Source organism: Streptomyces sp. NPDC058240 (genome assembly GCF_042882135.1).
Lineage (GTDB): Bacteria > Actinomycetota > Actinomycetes > Streptomycetales > Streptomycetaceae > Streptomyces.
Genome location: NZ_JBHVWT010000015.1, coordinates 82,573 through 101,666 on the forward strand (window position 1 = coordinate 82,573; position 19,094 = coordinate 101,666).

The window sequence follows — 19,094 nt, forward strand, 5'->3', positions numbered from 1 at the left end:
CTCCACACCGCTTTTCCGTGGGGCACCTTCGCGGCCAACGCGGCGGCGGCGTTGCTCCTCGGCTTCCTCTCCGAGGCGGTGACCGACGGGGATCTGGGGCCCCGGGTCCAGCTGCTGCTCGCCACCGGCTTCTGCGGTGCGCTGTCGACCTGGTCGACGTTCTCGTACGAGCTGCTGACCCTCACCTCGGCCCGCCGGCTGGCCATGGCGGCCGGATATCTGGTGCTCACCGTCAGTGCGGGCGTCGGTCTTTCGTTCGCCGGGGCGGCCGTGGCGCATGCGGTCCTGCGAACGGCGCACGCCCCGACCGGCGGAGCTCCGGCCCGCGCGATGCGGGCCGGAGCTCGGGTATTGGTGCCGGGGTGCGAGGCGGAGTCAGTCGATGCTCGGCAGGATGTGCGGCTCGGCGAGGTCGTCCTCGTAGCCGGCCAGCCGGATCGGTGCGGACCTGGCCCAGACCTCGATGTTCCGGAGCTTCTCGGGCCTGCGGGCCCGGTCTCCGTGCCGTTCGGCCGGTCGCTTCTCGTGCTTCGTCAGTTCCGGTGTCGTCACCGCGCACTCCTTTGTGTCACGTAGCCCCGGGCGTCGCCGATGCTCCGGCCTCATTACCGGGAATCAGCCACCCGTGTGGGGCAGGGGCAAGAACAGTTCGGTCGCGGTGGCGCCGGGTACGGGGCGGGACGGCGACTTGGTTGACAAGCCTGTCCCGGGACGGTCGAGGAAGGTTTGTGGACTCCTCGATTACGTCCGTTCACATCAGGGTAACCAAATGAGCGCTTCCGCGCTCGATGGAACGTGTGCTCTAGGTCACTTTCAGCCACCACATACGGAAAAGACCCGACCAGGATCGACTCCCGGCCGGGTCCACGGCGGCTCACCCACGCCGCCTCACCGGACGACTACCAGTTGGCCGGCGCGTAGTCCTTGAGGAAGCAGCCGTACAGATCCTCGCCGTCCTCGCCGCGCACGATCGGGTCGTAGACGCGGGCGGCGCCGTCGACCAGGTCGAGCGGGGCGTGGAAACCCTCCTCGGCGAGGCGGATCTTGTCGGGGTGCGGGCGCTCGTCGGTGATCCAGCCGGTGTCGACGGCGGTCATCAGGATGCCGTCCTTCTCGAACATCTCCTGGGCGCTGGTCCGGGTGAGCATGTTCAGGGCGGCCTTGGCCATGTTCGTGTGCGGGTGGCCCGCGCCCTTGTAACCGCGGCTGAACACGCCCTCCATCGCGGAGACGTTGACCACGTAGGCGCGCTTGGCGGCCGTCGCCGCCATGGCCGGACGGAGCCGGCTGATCAGGATGAACGGGGCGGTGGAGTTGCAGAGCTGGACTTCCAGCAGCTCCATCGGCTCGACCTCCTCGACCGTCTGGATCCAGCTGTTGGTGTCGTGCAGGTCGGGCACCAGTCCGCCCGCGTCGATCGCCGTCCCGGCGGCGATCCGCTCCAGGGAGGCGGAGCCGGTGACCAGGGCGAGGTCGGTGACGTCCTGCGCGCTCAGGCCTTCCTTGCGGGCGGCAGGCAGGGCCGCGACCCGGTCGACGGTGCCGCTGCCGAAGGTGCCGATGACCTCGGCGGAGGGCAGCTCGCCCGCCGGGAGCGGCGCGGACTCGGCGTTGACCAGCTCGCTGTACGCGTGCGCGGAGCGGCGCACCGTCTGGGCCGCGTTGTTGATCAGGATGTCCAGCGGGCCCTCGGCGGCGACCGAGTCGGCGAGGGCGACGACCTGGGCGGGGTCGCGCAGGTCGATGCCGACGATCTTCAGCCGGTGGATCCACTCGCCGCTGTCCGGCATCGCCTTGAAGCGGCGGATCGCGTCGTTGGGGAAGCGGGTGGTGATGGTGGTGTGGGCCCCGTCGCGCAGCAGCCGCAGCGCGATGTACATGCCGATCTTCGCCCGGCCGCCGGTCAGGAGCGCGCGCCGGCCGGTGAGGTCGGTCCGTGCGTCGCGGCGCGAGTGGTTCTCCTTCGCGCACTGCTGGCAGAGCTGGTGGTAGAACGCGTCCACCTCCACGTACCTGGTCTTGCAGATGTAGCAGGACCGGGGCCGCTGGAGCACGCCCGCGATCTCGGCACGGGCGGACGACGAGGGCAGGACACCCTGGGTCTCGTCGTCGATCCGCTCGGCCGAGCCGGTCGCGGTGGCTTCGGTGACCGCCTTGTCGTGCGCGGTCTTGGCGGCGCGGCGTTCCTGGCGGCGGCGCTGCTTCACCGTCCGGTAGATCCCGGCCGTGGCACGGCGCACGACGATGGCGTCGGGGTGGTCGACGTCGATGGTGTCGAGTTCGTCGAGCACGCTCAGGCAGACGGCCAGCCGCTCCGGGTCGATACCGGGACCGAACTCCTCAGTACCGGGAGCCAGCTCCGGGCTGTCCTCTGTCACCGTCATTGCCGTTCCTCTGTCATCCGTCTCTCGTGGCGCCGACCGCCGTACCTGCTCCTGCCGGGCCGAACGCCCCGATCAAGTCTGCCATGCAACGGATGCTGCTCCGTTCGCGTGACTTCACGGCCGTCCGGCGCGGTTCCCGGGCGCGGGTGGTGGACGACCGCGCCGCCCGTGCCCCGCCGCCCCCTTCACGGGTCGGTCACATATGCTTCGCTGCCATACGGCCGGGGTCGGGCCGTGCCGTGCGTACAAGGGGGTGCAGAGTGGCCGGGCTCCCCGCGGGTGGTTCTCCGGCTCAACCGGTGCGCTCGGACGCCTTTCCCGCGCAGCAGGTGCCTCCCCCGCTCGGCAACGGTTCGGTGTGGGACGTCGACGCCGTGATCCTGCTCGTCGAGGACGACGCCGGTGATGCGCTCCTCGTCGAGGAAATGCTCGCGGACAGCGAGCTGGACTCCGCTCTGACCTGGTGCAAGACGCTGACTGAGGCACGCCGGTTCCTGGCCGGGAGCCGGACCCCGTGCTGCGTACTGCTCGATCTGCATCTGCCCGATGTGTTCGGTCTCGACGCCGTCACCCAGATCGTCGAGTCGGCGCCGGACACGGCCATCGTGGTGCTGACCGGCCGGGCCGAGGCCGATACGGGCCTGTCGGCCGTGGCGACCGGGGCCCAGGACTATCTCGTCAAGGGGCGGCTCGATCCGGAGGCGCTGGGCCGCTCGGTCCGGTACGCCCTCCAGCGCAAGCAGGTCGAACGGGCCTCGGCGGCGCTGCGTGCCAACCGGCTGATGGCGCAGGAGAACGCCCGCCTCGAACGCGGTCTGCTGCCCGTGCCCCTGCTGCTCGACGACTCCTTCGAAGCGGTGGCGCGGTACGAGCCGGGCCGGGCGCACGCCCTGCTCAGCGGGGACTTCTACGACGTGGTGCAGACGTCCGACGGGACGGTGCACGCGGTGATCGGCGATGTGTCGGGGCACGGGGCGGCGGAGGCGGCGCTGGGGGTCTGTCTGCGGGTGGCGTGGCGTACGGCGGTGCTGTGCGCGACCGGTCAGCTCGAACAGGTCCGGCTGCTGGAGGAGATCCTGGTCGCCGAGCGCTCCGACCCGCATGTCTTCGCCACCGTCACCTCGCTCGCCTTCGCCCCGGACCGGCGCCGGGTGCGGGTGGTGCGGGCCGGACACCCCGGACTGCTGCTGCGCGGCGGTGCCCGGGTGAGCTGGGAGGAGCCCGAGCCCGGGATGGCGCTGGGTCTGATGCCGGGGACGGGGACGGGGCGGTGGAGCGCCTCGGAGCTGTCGCTGCCCGAGGACGGCAGGGTCGTCCTGTTCACCGACGGTCTCTTCGAGGGGCGGTCGGGCCCGGGTTCCCGGCTGGGCGAGGAGGGGCTGCTCGCCATGGCCCGTCGGCACGGGGCGCTGGCGGCCCGTGACTTCGTCGACACCCTGGTCGACGAGGCCGCGGACGCGGCGTCCCCGTACGGCGGTCTGGCGGACGACGTCGCCGTGCTCCACCTGGGCTGGGGACGGAGCGGCGCGCGATGAGCCGCCGCGACGTGGCGCCGAACACCCGGCGCGGCCCGGCCGCGCGCCTGTCGGTCCAGCACTGGGTGCATCTGATCCTTGCCTTCTTCGTGCTGATCGTCTGCGCCGGATCGATCGTCGGCGGCCTCGTGCTGTCCCGGATATCCGACCGCACCACCGAGCTGGTGGACCGTATCCAGCCCGCCCGCTCGTCGTCCTTCCAACTGCAGAACGCCTTGCTGGACCAGGAGACCGGGGTGCGCGGTTTCGCGCTCACCGGTGATGCGACCTTCCTGCACCCCTACGAGCAGGGGATGCGGGACGAGAGCCTCCGGTTGGCCCGGGTGCGGGCGCTCGTCGGGGACGAACAGCCCTTCGCCGACGATCTCGACCGGATCGCCGAAGCCGCACGGGAATGGCGGGGCCAGCACGCCGAGCCGCTGGTCGCCGCGGTCCGCCGGGACGGCCCGGCCTCCGAGTCCTCGGTCCCGATCCGGCAGAGCAAGGACGAATTCGACACGCTGCGGCGGCTGTACACCACCCAGCAGGCCCATCTCGACGTGGCGCGCGACCGGGCCCGTGCCGATCTGAGCACCGCCCGCATCACCCGGGACCGGGTGTTCATCGCGCTGGTCGCGGGTTTTCTGCTGGCCGTGGTCTCGCTGAGTCTGCTGCTGCACCGGATGGTGGGGCGGCCGCTGAACCGGCTGACCGCCGCCTCCGACACGGTCCGTTCGGGGGCGTTCCGCAACCGGATCGAGGTCGGCGGCCCCTCGGACGTGCGCGCGGTGGCGGCGGCCGTCGAGGACATGCGCCGCCGTATCGTCGAGGAGCTCGCCGATTCCCAGGAACGCGAGAAACTGCTGGCGGAGCAGGCCCAGGAGCTGCGCCGCTCCAACGCGGAGCTGGAGCAGTTCGCCTATGTCGCCTCGCACGATCTGCAGGAGCCGCTGCGCAAGGTCGCCTCGTTCTGCCGGCTCCTGGAGAAGCGGACCGCTCCATCGCTCGACGACCGGGCCCGGCAGTACATCGACTACGCGGTGGACGGCGCGGACCGGATGCAGGTGCTGATCGACGATCTGCTCGCCTTCTCCCGCGTGGGACGGGTGCACGACAAGTGGAAACCGGTCGGCCTCGACCGGACCCTCGACCGCGCGCTGGCCGATCTCGCACTGGTCGTCGAGGAGTCCGGTGCCGCGGTCGTACGGGAGAGCCCGCTGCCCGAGGTGACCGGGGACGCCACGGCGCTCTCCATGGTCTGGCAGAACCTGATCGGCAACGCGGTGAAGTTCCGGCGGCCGGACGTACCGTGCCGGATCACCGTCGGCTGCGTACAGCAGGGCGAGGACTGGCACTTCCTGGTGGCGGACAACGGCATCGGCATCCCGCCGGAGTCCGCACAGAAGGTGTTCGTCATCTTCCAGCGTCTGCACGGCAGGGACGAGTACGAGGGAACGGGCATCGGCCTGGCCCTGTGCCGGAAGATCGTGGAGCTCCACGGGGGCCGGATCTGGCTGGAAGAGGAGGCCTCCGAAGGCACCCGCGTCCGTTTCACGCTGCCGATCGCCCCCGAAGCGCCCGCGCGCGCCGTGGCGGAACCACTCGTCACGGACACCGCGGCCGGGCGGACCGGCCATGGCTGAGATCTGCCGGGTTCTTCCCGGAGTGGGACCGTTCGTCGCGGGTAGGCGGACGTCGAGAAGCTGTCACCGAACACCCCTGCGTCGCCCTGGCTGGAGCACATGAACGAACAGGTCACCTCGCGACCGGCCGGCTGCCCCTGCCCGGACCGGTCCACGGAGGTTCTGCACAGCGCCGAGGTGTTCGACGGCGAGCCCGGCTGCATCGCGCAGGCACGGGCGTTGGCCGACCGCTTCCTGGTCCGGCTGGCCGCCGAATGGCTCGCGGTCTTCGGTGAGCGCACCCGCAGCGATCTGCTGCTGGCGGTGAGCGAGCTGGTCACCAACGCAGACCGCTACAGCCAGGGCCCGTATCTGCTGGAGCTGGAGGGCACCGCGGAGCGCGTCAGCGTCACGGTGTACGACTCCAGCACCGCCCTGCCGCTGTTCTACTCGCCCGATCCGACGCGCCCCGGCGGCCATGGCATGGAGATCGTGGTGGCGCTGTGCGACCGGCTGACCGCCGAGCGCGTGCCGGTGGGCAAGCGCATCCGGGCCGAGTTCGAACTGAGCAGTTGAGCTGTGGGGCGGGCGGGACGCCGCCCGCCCCACGACCACCGTCAGCCCAGTGCGGGCGGGGCGTCCGCGGCGGAGGTGCCCCAGTCCGACGGCTCGCTGCCGACCGTGAAGGAGAGCGAACGGGCCGAACGGATGTCGTCGGTGGTCAGGTAGGTGCGCGACCGCGCCGTGCCGTCGAGGCGGGCCGACTGGATGTACCGGTCGGTGGCCGAGGTACAAGGGTTCGGACACGAACGCCGCGGTCCGCCCCGGGGCGGACGGGACGGGCCGCGGCGGTGTCACGGGTCAGGCCGCGGGACACCCCGCCACGACCGGCTGCGACGCATCGCGGACGAGTGCGTCCTGCGCCGCCCGGATCCGTTCGACGTCGGGCTTCACGATCCGGCGGTCGTAGGTGAGGAGCCCGTTCAACTCCCCCTCGACGTCCGAGATCTGGGTGTAGACGGCGCCGTTGCTTCCCTTGCAGGCAAGCTTTCGCACGTCGTCGAGCCTGGCCAGGTAGTCGTCGGTGTAGGTGGCCGGGTCGACCGCGATGTACGACTGCTGTACGGCCCAGGCGTGCCCGGGTACGGCCAGCCCCAGCCCTCCGTACTCACCGCTGACCAGGGCGCGTTGCCCGTCGGGCCGCGGCAGCGCGGGGCTCGGGTAGCCGTGCGCGTCGGCGATGTCGCCGTTGCCGCCGTCCACCGCGCCGCAGCAGTTGAGCCCGCTCATGTTGTTCACCAGCCGGGTCGGGTCCCAGGACTTGGCCTGGTCCGCGATGCGGGCCTGGTCGTACTGGCCCCAGCCCTCGTTGAAGGTGACCCACATGACGACGGACGGGTGATTGGAGTGTTCGTCGATCATCTCCTTCATCTCGCGCTCGTACTCGGCGCGGGCGGCGGTGGAGGGGGCGACGGTGTTCATCGCGGGCATGTCCTGCCAGACCAGCAGGCCCAGCCTGTCCGCCCAGTAGAACCAGCGGTCGGGCTCGACCTTGATGTGCTTGCGGACGGAGTTGAAGCCCATCGCCTTGTGCATCCGCAGGTCGTACGCGAGGGCTTCGTCCGTGGGTGCGGTGTGCAGCCCGTCGGGCCAGAATCCCTGGTCGAGGGTGGCCATCAGGAAGACCGGCTTGCCGTTGAGGACGGTGCGCGGGGTGCCGTTCACCTTCTCGACGGCGATCGACCGCATCCCGAAGTAGCTCCCGACCCGGTCCGATCCGACGCCGACCTCCAGCCGGTAGAGATGCGGATCGTCCGCGGACCACAGATGCGGGTCCGGCACGGGCAGCTCCAGCGCGGCACCGGTGCGTCCGCCGACACGTCCGACCTTGCGCTTTCCGTCGTACGCGATCGCCGTGACGGGCACCCCGTCCCGTACCCCGCGCACCTCGACGGTGACCTTCTCGCCCCGGGCATCGGGGGTGATCCTCAGCGAGTCGGCGTGGTCGGCGGCGACCGGCTCCATCCACACCGTCTGCCAGATACCGGACGACGGGGTGTACCAGATACCGCTCGGATCGAGGCGCTGCTTGCCCATCGGCGGGTTCTCGCCGTTCGCGGAATCGGTCGGGTCGTGGACCCCGACGATGAGTTCCTGGGTCCGGCCGGGCTTCAGCGCATCGGTGATGTCGGCGCTGAACTTGTCGTAGCCACCCTTGTGTTCGGCCACCCGCCTGCCGTTGACGTACACCTCGGACTGCCAGTCGACGGCCCCGAAGTTCAGCTGGAGCCGCTTGCCGGAACCGACCTTCCAGCCCTTGGGCACGGTGAAGGTGCGGCGGTACCACATCCGGTCCTCGTGCCGCTCGATCCCGGAGAGCTGCGACTCGACCGGATACGGGACGAGGATCTTCTCGCCGAGCTTCCTGCCGACCGGGGGCCGCTCCCCCGCCTTCGCCGCGGCGAACTCCCAGGAGCCGTTGAGGTTCTGCCAGTTGTCCCGGGTCAGCTGGGGCCGCGGGTACTCGGGCAGCGCGTTGTGCGGCCCGACCTCGTCGGCCCACTCGGTACGGAGCTGGTACGTGGAGCGGTTCGGCCCACTGGACCAGAAGGCCCCGACGGCCTTCCCGTCCTCCCCGGCCAGCGCCCCCGCGCCGTCGTACCGGACATCGGCGAGCCCCTTGGCGTCCCCGGCCTTGTTGCCGACCACGGGTTCCTTGAGGGCGACGGTGAGGCTTCGCGGGTCGGCGGGATCGGCCTCGACTGCGCCGAGCGGCCACTCGGCGCCCCCGATGACGGCGTCGAGGTGGTTCGCCAGCCCGGCGGGCAGGGGGGCGAGCTTCTGCGCGAAGTCCAGCTTGAGCGTGCGGCCGTCGGCGAGGACGGTGGCGGCGATGGCCCCGTCGTACGCGAAGCCGTCAGGCAGCCGGAAGGCGGACTGCGGCACCGGAACCTTGCTGCCGCCGGGTTCGGTCCACTTCAGGTGGAGGTTGGAGCCTCCCTCGTGCTCGAAGGACTCCACCTTGACGTCGTACGCCTTGCCCGCGGTCAACTCGACCGGCTGCGAGGTCTGTTCCTTCTCCCAGTCGTCGACCCAGTGGTCGATGACCGGCTTCCCGTCGATCCAGAGCCGGAAGCCGTTGTCCCCGATCATCGAGAAGAGATGGGCGCCGGCCCTCTCCGGCACGATCTTTCCGGTCCACCGGATGCTGGCGTCGTCGCTCCGGCCGGTGGCCGACGCCAGCCGCGGCTCCAGCGTAGGGAAGTCGATGTCCGGGTCGAATCCGGTCGCCTTGAGCTGCCCGAAGTCGAAGGCGCCGGGGGCGGACTGGGTGTAGTACTCGCCCTTCAGACCATGCACTTCGCCGGAGCCGGCGGGATCGGGGGCGGCCGCCGCGGTGGGCACGGCGGTCGGACCGGCGGCGCCGAGAGCTGTGGCGAGAAGCAGTACCAGGTTCTTTCTGATGCGCACGGATCCTCCTAGCTGAGGAAGGGTGGCGGCTCGTTGCGACAGGATGTACAACGTTGGAAGGAACGGCAGTTGGCATGACAGCACGACACCCGAGCCGGTGTCCAGGTGCATGACAAACCAAGGGGGGTGCAAGCCTGGTGCCTGGAGGGCGGGGGTGTGTCAGGCGCTCTCGAAGACGCAGTCACCGCACAGGCCGCCGGCCGGTGCCCGGTAGTACAGACAGCAGCTGCGCCGACGGAACGCCGCGTCGTGCGGGGCGCCGGTGTTCCGGAGGTCGGGGTGGTCGAAGAGTTCGGCGGACAGTGCGCGGGCCCGCGCGGCCACGTCGGGGCGGCGGTGCGTACGTGCCCAGGCGAGGAGTTGGCGCAGGGCTCCTGCCAGTGCGGACCCCGCGTTGCCCCACAGCAGCCGGTCGGACAGCGGGCCGTCCCGGTGGATCGCCTCGGCAAGGGGCACGAGGTGGCCGTACTGGACGACTTCCCGGATCCGGCAGGCGGTGCCGGGCAGCGATTCGGCACCGTCGAGCCACAGATCGTCGGGGGCCGGGTGCTGCGGGTCCCAGTGGAGGGCGCCGGGCGCAAGGCCGGGAAAGCGGCCGGTCAGCGCTGCCGGTCCGAGTGCGACCGACCAGAGACGGGAGGCCAGTCCCAAGTGCGCGACGGAGGCGGCCACTCTGCGCTCGGAGGTGCCCAACCGGGCGGCGACGGTGTCGATACGGGCCGTGAGCGGGGCCGACTCCCCCGCGTACAACCGCGCCAGCGGGCGGTGCGCCCCGTCGGGCGGCGCGGTGGTGCGCAGCGCGAAGAATCCGCCCACCGAGGCCGTAGCGGACTCGTCCATCGCATGTGCTCCTTCCCGGCATTCCGGCCGCCGGCCCCGACTGCGCGGGCACTCCGGCATACCACGGCCCGCGGTCCACCGTAACCCCACGGGGTGAGAGCTCTTGAGTCCTCCCGAGGGAGGACTACCGTCCGGAGGAGGACACTGGGACCACGGCCGTACTACCAAAGCAGTACGCCGAATCGCCGCCTCAAGGACGACGACGCAGCCGCGTCGAAGGGACATCGTGGTGTACATGAGTTCCCTTGCGCTGTCCGTGCTGCTGTCACTGGTCTCCGCGGTCGCGTACGCGGCCGGGGCGATCGTCCAGGAGCGCGTGGCGACGACCGGCGACGGCAGCTCGCTCGCACCGCTGCGCAACCGTGTCTGGTGGGCCGCCGTGGCGCTGAACAGCGGGGGCGCGGTGCTCCATGTCGTGGCGTTGGCCTTCGGTCCGCTCAGTCTCGTCCAGCCGCTCGGCGCGCTGACCATCGTCTTCGCCCTGCCGATGGCGGCGCTCTTCGTGCGCCGGCGGGCGGGGGCCACCGCATGGCGGGGCGCGATCATGGCCACCGTCGGTCTGGCGGGTCTGCTGGCGCTCACGGGGAACGCCGAGTCCCACTCCCTGAACGGCTCGGATCAGCTGGTGGTCGCCGGTGTGGCGCTCGGTGCGGTCGCGCTGCTCGCCCTGATCTCCACGGGCGTGCGCCGGCCGGTGGTACGGAGCGTGATCCTGGCCGGGGCGGCGGGCATCGCGTTCGGCATCGCCTCGGTGTTCGTGAAGACGGTGGCGGTGGGGTGGGCCTCCGGCGCGATGGCGGCAGAGCTTCCGGCGATGCTGGCGATCGCCGGTTTCGCGGCCGCCGGGCTGCTGCTCTCCCAGGCCGCGTACCGGGGTGCCGGACTGACCGCGCCGCTGGCGACGGTGACCGTGGTGAACCCGGTGATAGCCGCGATCGTCGGCATCACGATGTTCGGCGAACAGTTCCGGCACGGCACGGCCGGGACGATGCTCGCGCTGGCATGCGCGGTGGTCGCCGCAGGCGGTCTGATACTGCTCACGACGGAGCGCCTGGGCGCGGAGCACCGCGCCGCGCAGGCAACGGGCAGCGGGCTTCCGGGTGCTCCGGTGGGCGGGACGGACGCCGAGGGCAAGGAGAGCGAGGGCGCGGAACCCGGTGCCGAGGGGGCCGCGGAGCCTGCTCGGGCACCCGGGGTCGCCGGGCTTCCCGGCCCCGTCCCGTCGGTGCCCGCCGCCTCGGCGGCCACCCCCTCGGTGCCCGCCTCTTCGGCACCCGCGGCCTCGATGCTTGCCGGGGCCGTCGAAGCGGTCCCGGGAACATCCTCCGCGGCGCGTCCGCTGCCCGTGCTCATGCCGCTGGACCGCCTGGGCCGGGTGGCATTCGGGCCGGGTCCGTCGTCCTCCAGCGGCACGGAGCGGCGGGGCCGCCCGTCCGCGGGGTCCGCCGATCCCGATGACGCGGCCGAACGCCAGGGAGCGGTTCAGACGCTGACGCCGCCCGCCCTGAGGTAGGCCAGCGGGTCGACGTCCGATCCGTAGCCGGGGCCGGTACGGATCTCGAAGTGCAGGTGCGGGCCCGTGACGTTCCCGGTGGCGCCCGAGCGCGCGATCCGCTGGCCCGCGGAGACATGCCGGCCCTCACGCACGTGCAGGGCGGACAGATGCGCGTACTGGCTGTACTTGCCGTCGCTGTGCCGGATGACGACCTGGTAGCCGTACGCCCCGCCCCAGCCCGCCGAGACGACCGTGCCAGAGGCCACCGCCCTGATCGACGTGCCGGTCGGGACGGGGAAGTCGACCCCGGTGTGATAGCCGCTGGCCCAGGAACCGGCCTGCTGGTACGGGGTGCCGATGCCGGCCGCCACGGGTGCGACGAGACCGGAGTGCTTCTCCGTCCGCTCCGTCGGCCGGTGGCTCTCGGTCTTCTTGGGGTGAGGCTTCGGCTTCGGCTTCGGCTTTGCGGTGTCGTGGTGGGGCTTCGCCGCCTGGTGTTGCGCCGCGGCCGGTCGCTGCTTCGGTTCGGCGGCCTTCCGGGGCTTCGGTTCGGCCTTCGGCTTCGCCTGCGCGGGCGTGCCCGTGCGGGGCGCCGTCCTCGGCGTCCGGGCCGTGTCCAGGCTCAGGCGCTGCCCGGGAAGGATGAGGTCGGGGTCGTCCCCCACGACCTCGCGGTTCTGTGCGTAGAGGTGCTGCCAGCCGCCCCGGAGGCGCTCGGTCGCCGCGATCGCGGAGAGCGAGTCGCCGCGTGCCACGGTGTACGACTCACGCTTGCCGGGCACGGTGGTCGGGGTGGCGGGGGTGGACGTCCGCTTCGTCGTCGGCTTCCCGGAGGCGGTCCTGCCGGAGGCGGTCTTGCCGGAGGCGGTCTTGCCGGAGCCGGCTTTGCCAGGGGCCTGCACGTGGCCGGTCCGCTGCGACTGCGGGGCGATGTCGGCGGCGCCCCCGCCACTGGTCAGCCCCGCCTTCGTCGAGCAGCCCGGCCACGCGCCCGGCCCCTGCGCGTCGAGCACCTTCTCCGCGATGGAGATCTGCTCGTCCCTGGTGGCCAGGTCGGCGCGCGGGGCGTAGACCGTGCCTCCGTAGGCCGCCCAGGTCGACCGGGTGAACTGCAGCCCGCCGAAGTAGCCGTTGCCGCTGTTGATGTGCCAGTTGCCGGTGGACTCGCAGGCGGCGACCTTCTCCCAGACATCCGCCGACGCGGCGCCCGCCGAGGCCGCTGCGATGAGCGGGAGCGCGATGCCCGCACCGCCCGCGGTGACCGTGAGCGAGGCACGGTTGATCCGGCTGGGCTGATATCTGCGGTGCCGTCCGTTCGCGGCCATGACTTGGCTCCCCCACTGGCAGTAGGACACGTCGCAAGCGCCCAACTTATGTGCAGGCAAAGGCCGATGACAAGAGAACGGCCGGGGCCCACCCGTACCGGCCGGCCCGGCGGCCCCGCCCCGCCCGATGTCCGGCGGTCACGGTACGGGCGCGCCCGTCCGGGTGGCGGAGCGGCGCCGGGCCGCCGCGTCCACGAGAGCGGTCATGACCCGGATGTCGTCGCCCATTTCGGGGTGCCACTGGACCCCCAGCACCAGGCTCTCGTGGTCGGTGAGTTCCACGGCCTCCACGGTGCCGTCGGACGCGTGCGCGCTTGCCGTGAGGCCGGAGCCCAGGCGGTCCACGGCCTGGTGGTGGTAGGTGGGCACGACGCTCGGCCCGGCGACGGCCGCCGCGTACACCGTGCCCGGAACGGGAGTGACGGTGTGTTCGCCGAAGACGCCGGTGCCTCCGGTGTGCCCGTCCAAGTGCTGGTGCAGGGTGCCGCCGAGAGCGACGTTGAGCAGTTGCATGCCCCGGCAGATGCCCAGCAGCGGGACGTGCCGGTCGATCGCCGCCTCGATCAGGGCGAGTTCCCACGCGTCGCGGGCGCGTGCGGGTGCACCGGTGCGGGGGTCGGGCGACTCGCCGTAGCGTGCCGGTTCGACGTCGGCGCCGCCCGCGATCACCACACCGTCCAGCGCCGCCACGGCCTCCCGGGCCGCGTCGGCGGTGTCGTCGGGCGGCAGCATCACCGCCAGGCCGCCGGCCGCCCGCACCAGGCGCGGGTAGGAGGCGGGCAACAGGGCGGCCGGCAATTCCCACACACCCCACCGGGCCGGTTCCTGGTAGGTGCTGATGCCGATGACGGGCCGGGTCATGGCCCCCTCCTCCGGTTCGTTCGCTGCTCGGTCGTGGTGCGGCCCCTGTCGCGTACGGGTGCGGCAGGGGCGGGTGTATGTACAACGCCCGTACGTCGCGGTCCCGTTCAGTCCCGCGACAGTTCGGCCTCGGCCGCCGCCAGGGCGGCGAACTCCTCCTCCGGGGCGCTCGCGACGAGGCGGTGACGGCTGTAGAAGGCGAAGTAGGCCAGCGCCACCACGTACACGCCGAGAGCGATGAACGCCGCGTCGCGGTCCACCAGGAAGGTCGCCACCAGTGCCGAGCATGCCAGCACGAATGCCACGGACGAGGTGAGCGCGCCGCCGGGCGTGCGGTAGGGACGTTCGAGGTGCGGTTCGCGGCGGCGCAGCACGATGTGGGAGAGCGCCATCAGCGCGTAGCTGATGGTGGCGCCGAAGACGGCGACATTCAGCATCCGGCCGCCGTTGCCGATCCAGGCGGCCAGCGTGAAGCCGATCGCGCCGGGAATCAGCAGGCCGAGGTAGGGGGACTTGCGGCGGTTGGTCAGCGAGAGGAAGCGCGGCAGGTAGCCGGCCCGGGAGAGTGCGAACAGCTGACGGGATCCGGCGAAGATCAGTGAGAAGAACGAGGCCACCAGACCTGCCAGGCCCGCGTAGTTGACGAAGCGGCTCAGGCCGGTGGGACCACCCTTGCCCTCCAGTGCGACCACGAGGGGGTTGCCCGCTTCCTGGATGGCCTTCGCGCCCTGGGCGCCGGTGGCGGAGAGGAAGGTGAGCACCGCCAGCCCCACCAGCACGGTCAGCGAAATGGCGAGCGCCCTCGGCATCGACCTGACCGGGTCCTTGGCCTCCTCGGCTGCGAGCGGCACGCCTTCGACACCCAGGAAGAACCACATGCCGAAGGGGAAGGCGGCCCAGATGCCGAGCAGCCCGAAGGGCAGCCAGGACGAGGAGCCGAACGCGCCGGTGTCCACCGGGATGTCGTCGAGACGGGCCGCGTCGAAGTCGGTGAACGCGCCGATGGCGAAGACGAGCAGAGCGGCCACGGCGACGGCGGTCACGATCAGGCTGAACCGCAGCGCCTCGCCGACGCCCCAGAGGTGGATGCCGATGAAGACGGCGAAGCAGGCGAGGTATACGGGCCAGCCGGAGGTGAGCCCGAACAGGCCGAGGGACTCGACGTAGTCACCGATGAACAGCGAGATGGCGGCGGGGGCGAGGATGTACTCGATGAGGATGGCCGTACCGGTCAGGAAGCCGCCCCAGGTGCCGAGGGCACGGCGCGCGAAGCCGTAGCCGCCGCCGGCGGTGGGCAGGATGGCGGAGAGTTCCGCCAGCGCGAAGACCAGGCACGCGTACATCAGCCCCATCAGCACGGTGGCCGCGGCGAGTCCTCCGAAGCCGCCTTTGGACAGGCCGATGTTCCAGCCGGAGTAGTCGCCGGACACGACGTACGCGACGCCGAGTCCGGTCAACAGGAGCCAGCCCGCGCTGCCCCGGCGCAGGGTGCGACGGTGCAGGTACTCGTCCGTACCGGTGACCGCGCCGGCCGTGCCGCCGGGTGGGCTGGTGGGGGTGTCGGTTCCCTGGGCCATGGGGCGCTCCAGATGTGGGTCGACGGCGCTGCGTCGAGGCGTGGGAGGCGAAGCGGGCCTTTATCAAAGGTTCACCGGCACACCTTTGTGGAACGCCAAGGGAAACACAAGAGGCACGCGTCAAACAGTGGTTATGGATGTGCGCCGCGCTCGTGACGGGTACGCCGGGCACCTCGTCGAAGCCGATTCGCCGCCACCGAGCGGTCCCTCTTCCCAAGCAATGGTCCCCTGCCATACCTTATGGATCTCGGTGCACCCAAGGAGGAATCCCGTGGCAGACCGCACACCCCCGCTCGCCGTCGAGGAGCTGCGCTCACTCGTCGCGAGCGGGTCCATCGACACCGTCGTCCTGGCCTTTCCCGATATGCAGGGCCGGCTCCAGGGCAAGCGGTTCGCCGCCGGGTTCTTCCTCGACGAGGTTCTGGAGCACGGTACCGAGGGCTGCAACTATCTGCTGGCCGTGGACACCGACATGAACACCGTCGACGGCTACGCCATGTCCTCCTGGGAGCGCGGCTACGGCGACTTCGCCATGCTCCCGGACCTCGCCACCCTGCGCCTGCTGCCCTGGCACGAGGGCACCGCGCTGCTCGTCGCGGATCTCGCCTGGAACGACGGCAGCCCGGTCGTCGCCGCACCGCGCCAGGTCCTGCGCCGGCAGCTGGACCGGCTGGCCGGCCTCGGCTACCGGGCCCAGGTGGGCACGGAGCTGGAGTTCATCGTCTTCAAGGACAGTTACGAAGAGGCCTGGGACCGCGACTACCGCGGACTGACCCCGGCCAATCAGTACAACATCGACTACTCCATCCTCGGCACCGGCCGCGTCGAGCCGCTGCTGCGCCGGATCCGCAACGAGATGCAGGCGGCCGGGCTGACCGTCGAGTCGGCCAAGGGTGAGTGCAATCTCGGCCAGCACGAGATCGCGTTCCGCTACGACGAGGCGCTGATCACCTGCGACCAGCACGCCGTCTACAAGACGGGCGCCAAGGAGATCGCCGCGCAGGAGGGCGTCTCGCTCACCTTCATGGCCAAGTACGACGAGCGCGAAGGCAACTCCTGTCACATCCACCTCTCGCTCACCGACGACAACGGTGACAACGCGATGGCGGGTGACGGCCCGGACGGCATGTCGGACCTGATGCGGCACTTCCTCGCCGGACAGCTCGCCGCCCTGCGCGACTTCTCCCTGCTGTACGCGCCGAACATCAACTCCTACAAGCGGTTCCAGCCCGGCTCCTTCGCACCGACCGCCGTCGCCTGGGGGCACGACAACCGCACCTGCTCGCTGCGCGTGGTCGGCCACGGCCGCTCCCGGCGCTTCGAGAACCGGCTGCCCGGCGGCGACGTCAATCCGTATCTCGCCACTGCCGGACTGGTCGCCGCGGGGCTGTACGGCGTGGAGCACGAGCTCGCTCTGCCCGAGGCCTGCACGGGCAACGCCTATGCCTCCGAGTACGAGCAGGTGCCGACCACCCTGCGCGAGGCCGCCGACCTGTGGGAGGCGAGCCCCATCGCCAAGGAGGCGTTCGGCGAGGAGGTCGTCGCGCACTATCTCAACATGGCGCGTGTCGAACTCGCCGCCTACGACGCCGCCGTGACCGACTGGGAGCTGCGACGCTCCTTCGAGCGCCTGTGACCTCCGCCCCGTCCCTCACTCCCGATCGAGGCCCGTACGTGTCCCACCAGCCCGCACCGCACAGCCTGGACGTCCTGAACCCGGCCACCGCCGAGATCATCGCCACCGTCCCTGCCGCCACCGCCGCCGACGTCGACGCGGCCGTCGCCCGCGCCGCCACCGCCCAGCGCGTCTGGGCCGCGGCGGCACCCGCCGACCGCGCCCGGCTGCTCCGCCGGTTCGCCGCCGTCGTCGACGAACACATCGAGGAACTGGCCCTGTCGGAGGTCCGCGAGGCCGGTCACACCATCGGCAACGCCCGCTGGGAGGCGGGCAATGTGCGCGACCTCCTCGACTACTGCGCGGGCGGTGTCGAACGCCTGCTGGGCCGCCAGATCCCGGTTGCCGGCGGCATCGACTTCACCGTCCTGGAACCACTCGGCGTCATCGGTGTCATCGCCCCCTGGAACTTCCCGATGCCGATCGCCGCCTGGGGCGCGGCTCCGGCGCTCGCCGCCGGCAACGCCGTCCTGCTCAAGCCCGCCGAGACCACACCGCTGACCGCGCTGCGCCTGGCGGAACTGGCCCTGGAGGCCGGGCTGCCCGGCGGACTGTTCCAGGTGCTGCCGGGCGAGGGGCCGGTGGCCGGCAGTGCCCTGGTGGAGCACCCCGGCGTGGCCAAGATCGTCTTCACCGGCTCCACCCGGACCGGCAAGCACATCATGACCCGCTGCGCCGAACGCGTGAAGCGCCTCACCCTGGAACTCGGCGGCAAGAGCCCGAACGTGGTCTTCGCCGACGCCGATCTGGAGGCCGCGGCGGCCGCTGCCCCGATGTCCTTCCTGGACAACGCCGGTCAGGACTGCTGCGCCCGGACCCGCATCCTGGTCGAGCGCCCGGCCTACGACCGCTTCCTCGACCTGCTGGCACCGGCCGTCGCCGCCGTGGTGGTCGGCGACCCGTCGGACGAGAAGTCCCAGATGGGTCCGCTGATCTCGGCCGTCCAGCGGGAGCGCGTGAGCTCGTTCGTGGACGACCTGCCCGACGGCGTACGGACGATCCTCGGCTCGGCGCCGGACGGCCCGGGGTTCTGGTACCCGCCGACCGTCCTCGCCGGGGTGTCGCCGGACGCCCCGGTGGCCGTCGACGAGGTCTTCGGCCCGGTCGCCGTGGTGCTGCCCTTCGACGACGAGGCGGACGCCGTACGGCTGGCGAACGCGACCGACTACGGTCTGGCCGGATCGATCTGGACGCGTGACGTGGCCCGTGCCCTGCGGGTCGGCCAGGGCCTGCGGGCCGGAAACCTCTCGGTCAACTCGCACTCCAGCGTCCGCTACGCCACACCCTTCGGCGGCTACAAACAGTCCGGACTGGGCCGCGAACTCGGCCCCGACGCACTCGCCGCCTTCACCGAAACCAAGAACGTCTTCATCAGCACGGAGGCCTGAGCACCATGACCGACACCACCGCTGTCTGCCGCCGCCTGGTCGGCCGCACCGCCGTAGTCACCGGAGCCGGAAGCGGCATCGGACTGGCCACCGTCCGGCGCCTGGCCGCCGAGGGCGCGCACGTCGTCTGCGCCGATGTGGACGAGGCGAGCGGCAAGGCCGCCGCCGAGGAGGTCGACGGCCTCTTCGTACGTACCGACGTCACGGACGCCGAACAGGTGGAGGCCTTGTTCAGGACCGCGTTCGACACGTACGGCTCGGTCGACATCGCCTTCAACAACGCGGGGATCTCGCCGCCCGAGGACGACTCCATCCTGGAGACCGGCCTCGACGCCTGGCGCCGGGTGCAGGAGGTCAACCTCACCTCCGTCTACCTGTGCTGCAAGGCCGCCATCCCGTACATGCGCCGCCAGGGCAAGGGCTCCATCATCAACACGGCCTCCTTCGTGGCCCGGATGGGCGCCGCCACCTCGCAGATCTCCTACACCGCGTCCAAGGGCGGCGTGCTGGCCATGTCGCGCGAGCTGGGTGTGCAGTTCGCACGGGAGGGCATCCGGGTCAACGCGCTGTGCCCGGGACCGGTCAACACCCCGCTGCTCCAGGAGCTGTTCGCCAAGGATCCGGAGCGGGCCGCGCGCAGGCTGGTGCACATCCCGGTCGGCCGGTTCGCCGAGCCCACCGAGATGGCCGCCGCCGTGGCCTTCCTGGCCAGCGACGACTCCTCCTTCGTCAACGCCACCGACTTCCTGGTGGACGGCGGGCTCACCGGCGCCTACGTCACACCGCTCTAGACCGTGTGCGGACGTGGGGGGGGGGGGGGGGGGGGCCCACCCCCCCCCCCCCACACCCCCCCCCCCCCCCCCCTCCTCCCCCCCCCCCCCCCCCTCCCTCCCCCCCCCCCCCCCCCCCCCCCCCCCCCCCCCCCCCCCCCCCCCCCCCCCC

14 protein-coding genes and 1 pseudogene are annotated in these 19,094 nt (G+C 71.5%); 8 read left to right on the top strand and 7 right to left on the bottom strand.

The window, feature by feature from the left end; genetic code table 11:
- Positions 1 to 285, top strand: a pseudogene (locus ACFVX4_RS23390) (fluoride efflux transporter FluC); the annotation flags it as partial.
- A 90-nt stretch (positions 286 to 375) separates the two neighbouring features.
- On the opposite strand, the gene ACFVX4_RS23395 reads toward ACFVX4_RS23390, so the two are convergent.
- Together ACFVX4_RS23395 and ACFVX4_RS23400 are read right to left on the bottom strand one after the other, a co-directional pair.
- Positions 376 to 552: a hypothetical protein gene (locus ACFVX4_RS23395; RefSeq protein WP_389980455.1), complete on the bottom strand. Its 177-nt coding sequence runs from the start codon at positions 550 to 552 to the stop codon at positions 376 to 378.
- 347 nt (positions 553 to 899) lie between these two features.
- The gene (locus tag ACFVX4_RS23400; RefSeq protein WP_389980457.1) at positions 900 to 2,384 is read right to left on the bottom strand and encodes an SDR family NAD(P)-dependent oxidoreductase; all 1,485 of its coding nucleotides are present in this window, start codon (positions 2,382 to 2,384) and stop codon (positions 900 to 902) included.
- A 260-nt stretch (positions 2,385 to 2,644) separates the two neighbouring features.
- On the opposite strand from ACFVX4_RS23400, the gene ACFVX4_RS23405 reads away from it, so the two are divergent.
- The 3 genes from ACFVX4_RS23405 (at position 2,645) to ACFVX4_RS23415 (ending at position 6,096) form a co-directional block, all read left to right on the top strand.
- The gene (locus tag ACFVX4_RS23405; RefSeq protein WP_389980459.1) at positions 2,645 to 3,919 is read left to right on the top strand and encodes a PP2C family protein-serine/threonine phosphatase; all 1,275 of its coding nucleotides are present in this window, start codon (positions 2,645 to 2,647) and stop codon (positions 3,917 to 3,919) included.
- Positions 3,916 to 5,541 carry an ATP-binding protein gene (locus tag ACFVX4_RS23410; RefSeq protein ID WP_389980461.1) on the top strand — a complete coding sequence of 542 codons (1,626 nt, stop codon included), beginning with the start codon at positions 3,916 to 3,918 and terminating at the stop codon, positions 5,539 to 5,541. The genes ACFVX4_RS23405 and ACFVX4_RS23410 overlap by 4 nt, the downstream gene beginning before the upstream one ends.
- Before the next feature lie 99 nt (positions 5,542 to 5,640).
- Positions 5,641 to 6,096: an ATP-binding protein gene (locus ACFVX4_RS23415; protein WP_389980463.1), complete on the top strand. Its 456-nt coding sequence runs from the start codon at positions 5,641 to 5,643 to the stop codon at positions 6,094 to 6,096.
- Positions 6,097 to 6,381: 285 nt separating this feature from the next.
- On the opposite strand, the gene ACFVX4_RS23420 is transcribed toward ACFVX4_RS23415, so the two are convergent.
- Together ACFVX4_RS23420 and ACFVX4_RS23425 are read right to left on the bottom strand one after the other, a co-directional pair.
- Entirely contained in the window at positions 6,382 to 8,991 is a 2,610-nt protein-coding gene (locus ACFVX4_RS23420) for a PA14 domain-containing protein (protein WP_389980465.1), read from the bottom strand.
- 159 nt (positions 8,992 to 9,150) lie between these two features.
- Entirely contained in the window at positions 9,151 to 9,831 is a 681-nt protein-coding gene (locus tag ACFVX4_RS23425; RefSeq protein ID WP_389980467.1) for a (2Fe-2S)-binding protein, read from the bottom strand.
- Between the two features lie 226 nt (positions 9,832 to 10,057).
- Here ACFVX4_RS23425 and ACFVX4_RS23430 point away from each other — a divergent pair, with 226 nt between their 5' ends.
- Complete coding sequence (locus ACFVX4_RS23430) at positions 10,058 to 11,344, top strand: DMT family transporter (RefSeq protein WP_389980469.1); 1,287 nt, start codon at positions 10,058 to 10,060, stop codon at positions 11,342 to 11,344.
- Here ACFVX4_RS23430 and ACFVX4_RS23435 read toward each other — a convergent pair.
- The 3 genes from ACFVX4_RS23435 to eat form a co-directional block, all read right to left on the bottom strand.
- Positions 11,314 to 12,651: a transglycosylase family protein gene (locus tag ACFVX4_RS23435; RefSeq protein ID WP_389980471.1), complete on the bottom strand. Its 1,338-nt coding sequence runs from the start codon at positions 12,649 to 12,651 to the stop codon at positions 11,314 to 11,316. The genes ACFVX4_RS23430 and ACFVX4_RS23435 overlap by 31 nt on opposite strands.
- 138 nt (positions 12,652 to 12,789) lie before the next feature.
- Entirely contained in the window at positions 12,790 to 13,512 is a 723-nt protein-coding gene (locus ACFVX4_RS23440) for a gamma-glutamyl-gamma-aminobutyrate hydrolase family protein (RefSeq protein WP_389980473.1), read from the bottom strand.
- Between the two features lie 107 nt (positions 13,513 to 13,619).
- Entirely contained in the window at positions 13,620 to 15,089 is a 1,470-nt protein-coding gene (gene eat, locus ACFVX4_RS23445) for an ethanolamine permease (RefSeq protein WP_389980475.1), read from the bottom strand.
- Positions 15,090 to 15,360: 271 nt separating this feature from the next.
- On the opposite strand from eat, the gene ACFVX4_RS23450 reads away from it, so the two are divergent.
- From ACFVX4_RS23450 to ACFVX4_RS23460, 3 genes are read left to right on the top strand one after another with little or no spacing between them, the layout of a single operon-like run.
- Complete coding sequence (locus ACFVX4_RS23450) at positions 15,361 to 16,725, top strand: glutamine synthetase family protein (protein ID WP_389980477.1); 1,365 nt, start codon at positions 15,361 to 15,363, stop codon at positions 16,723 to 16,725.
- Positions 16,726 to 16,763: 38 nt separating this feature from the next.
- The gene (locus ACFVX4_RS23455) at positions 16,764 to 18,152 is read left to right on the top strand and encodes an aldehyde dehydrogenase family protein (protein WP_389980478.1); all 1,389 of its coding nucleotides are present in this window, start codon (positions 16,764 to 16,766) and stop codon (positions 18,150 to 18,152) included.
- Positions 18,153 to 18,157: 5 nt separating this feature from the next.
- Positions 18,158 to 18,943: a 3-oxoacyl-ACP reductase gene (locus tag ACFVX4_RS23460; RefSeq protein ID WP_389980480.1), complete on the top strand. Its 786-nt coding sequence runs from the start codon at positions 18,158 to 18,160 to the stop codon at positions 18,941 to 18,943.
- Positions 18,944 to 19,094: the final 151 nt, after the last annotated feature.

Bases quoted from the DNA above. Each gene is read 5' to 3' on its own strand.
- ACFVX4_RS23400 (WP_389980457.1), bottom strand. From the start codon at position 2,384: ATGACGGTGACAGAGGACAGCCCGGAGCTGGCTCCCGGTACTGAGGAG.
- ACFVX4_RS23410 (WP_389980461.1), top strand. From the start codon at position 3,916: ATGAGCCGCCGCGACGTGGCGCCGAACACCCGGCGCGGCCCGGCCGCG.
- ACFVX4_RS23415 (WP_389980463.1), top strand. From the start codon at position 5,641: ATGAACGAACAGGTCACCTCGCGACCGGCCGGCTGCCCCTGCCCGGAC.
- ACFVX4_RS23425 (WP_389980467.1), bottom strand. From the start codon at position 9,831: ATGGACGAGTCCGCTACGGCCTCGGTGGGCGGATTCTTCGCGCTGCGC.
- ACFVX4_RS23435 (WP_389980471.1), bottom strand. From the start codon at position 12,651: ATGGCCGCGAACGGACGGCACCGCAGATATCAGCCCAGCCGGATCAAC.
- ACFVX4_RS23440 (WP_389980473.1), bottom strand. From the start codon at position 13,512: ATGACCCGGCCCGTCATCGGCATCAGCACCTACCAGGAACCGGCCCGG.
- eat (WP_389980475.1), bottom strand. From the start codon at position 15,089: ATGGCCCAGGGAACCGACACCCCCACCAGCCCACCCGGCGGCACGGCC.
- ACFVX4_RS23460 (WP_389980480.1), top strand. From the start codon at position 18,158: ATGACCGACACCACCGCTGTCTGCCGCCGCCTGGTCGGCCGCACCGCC.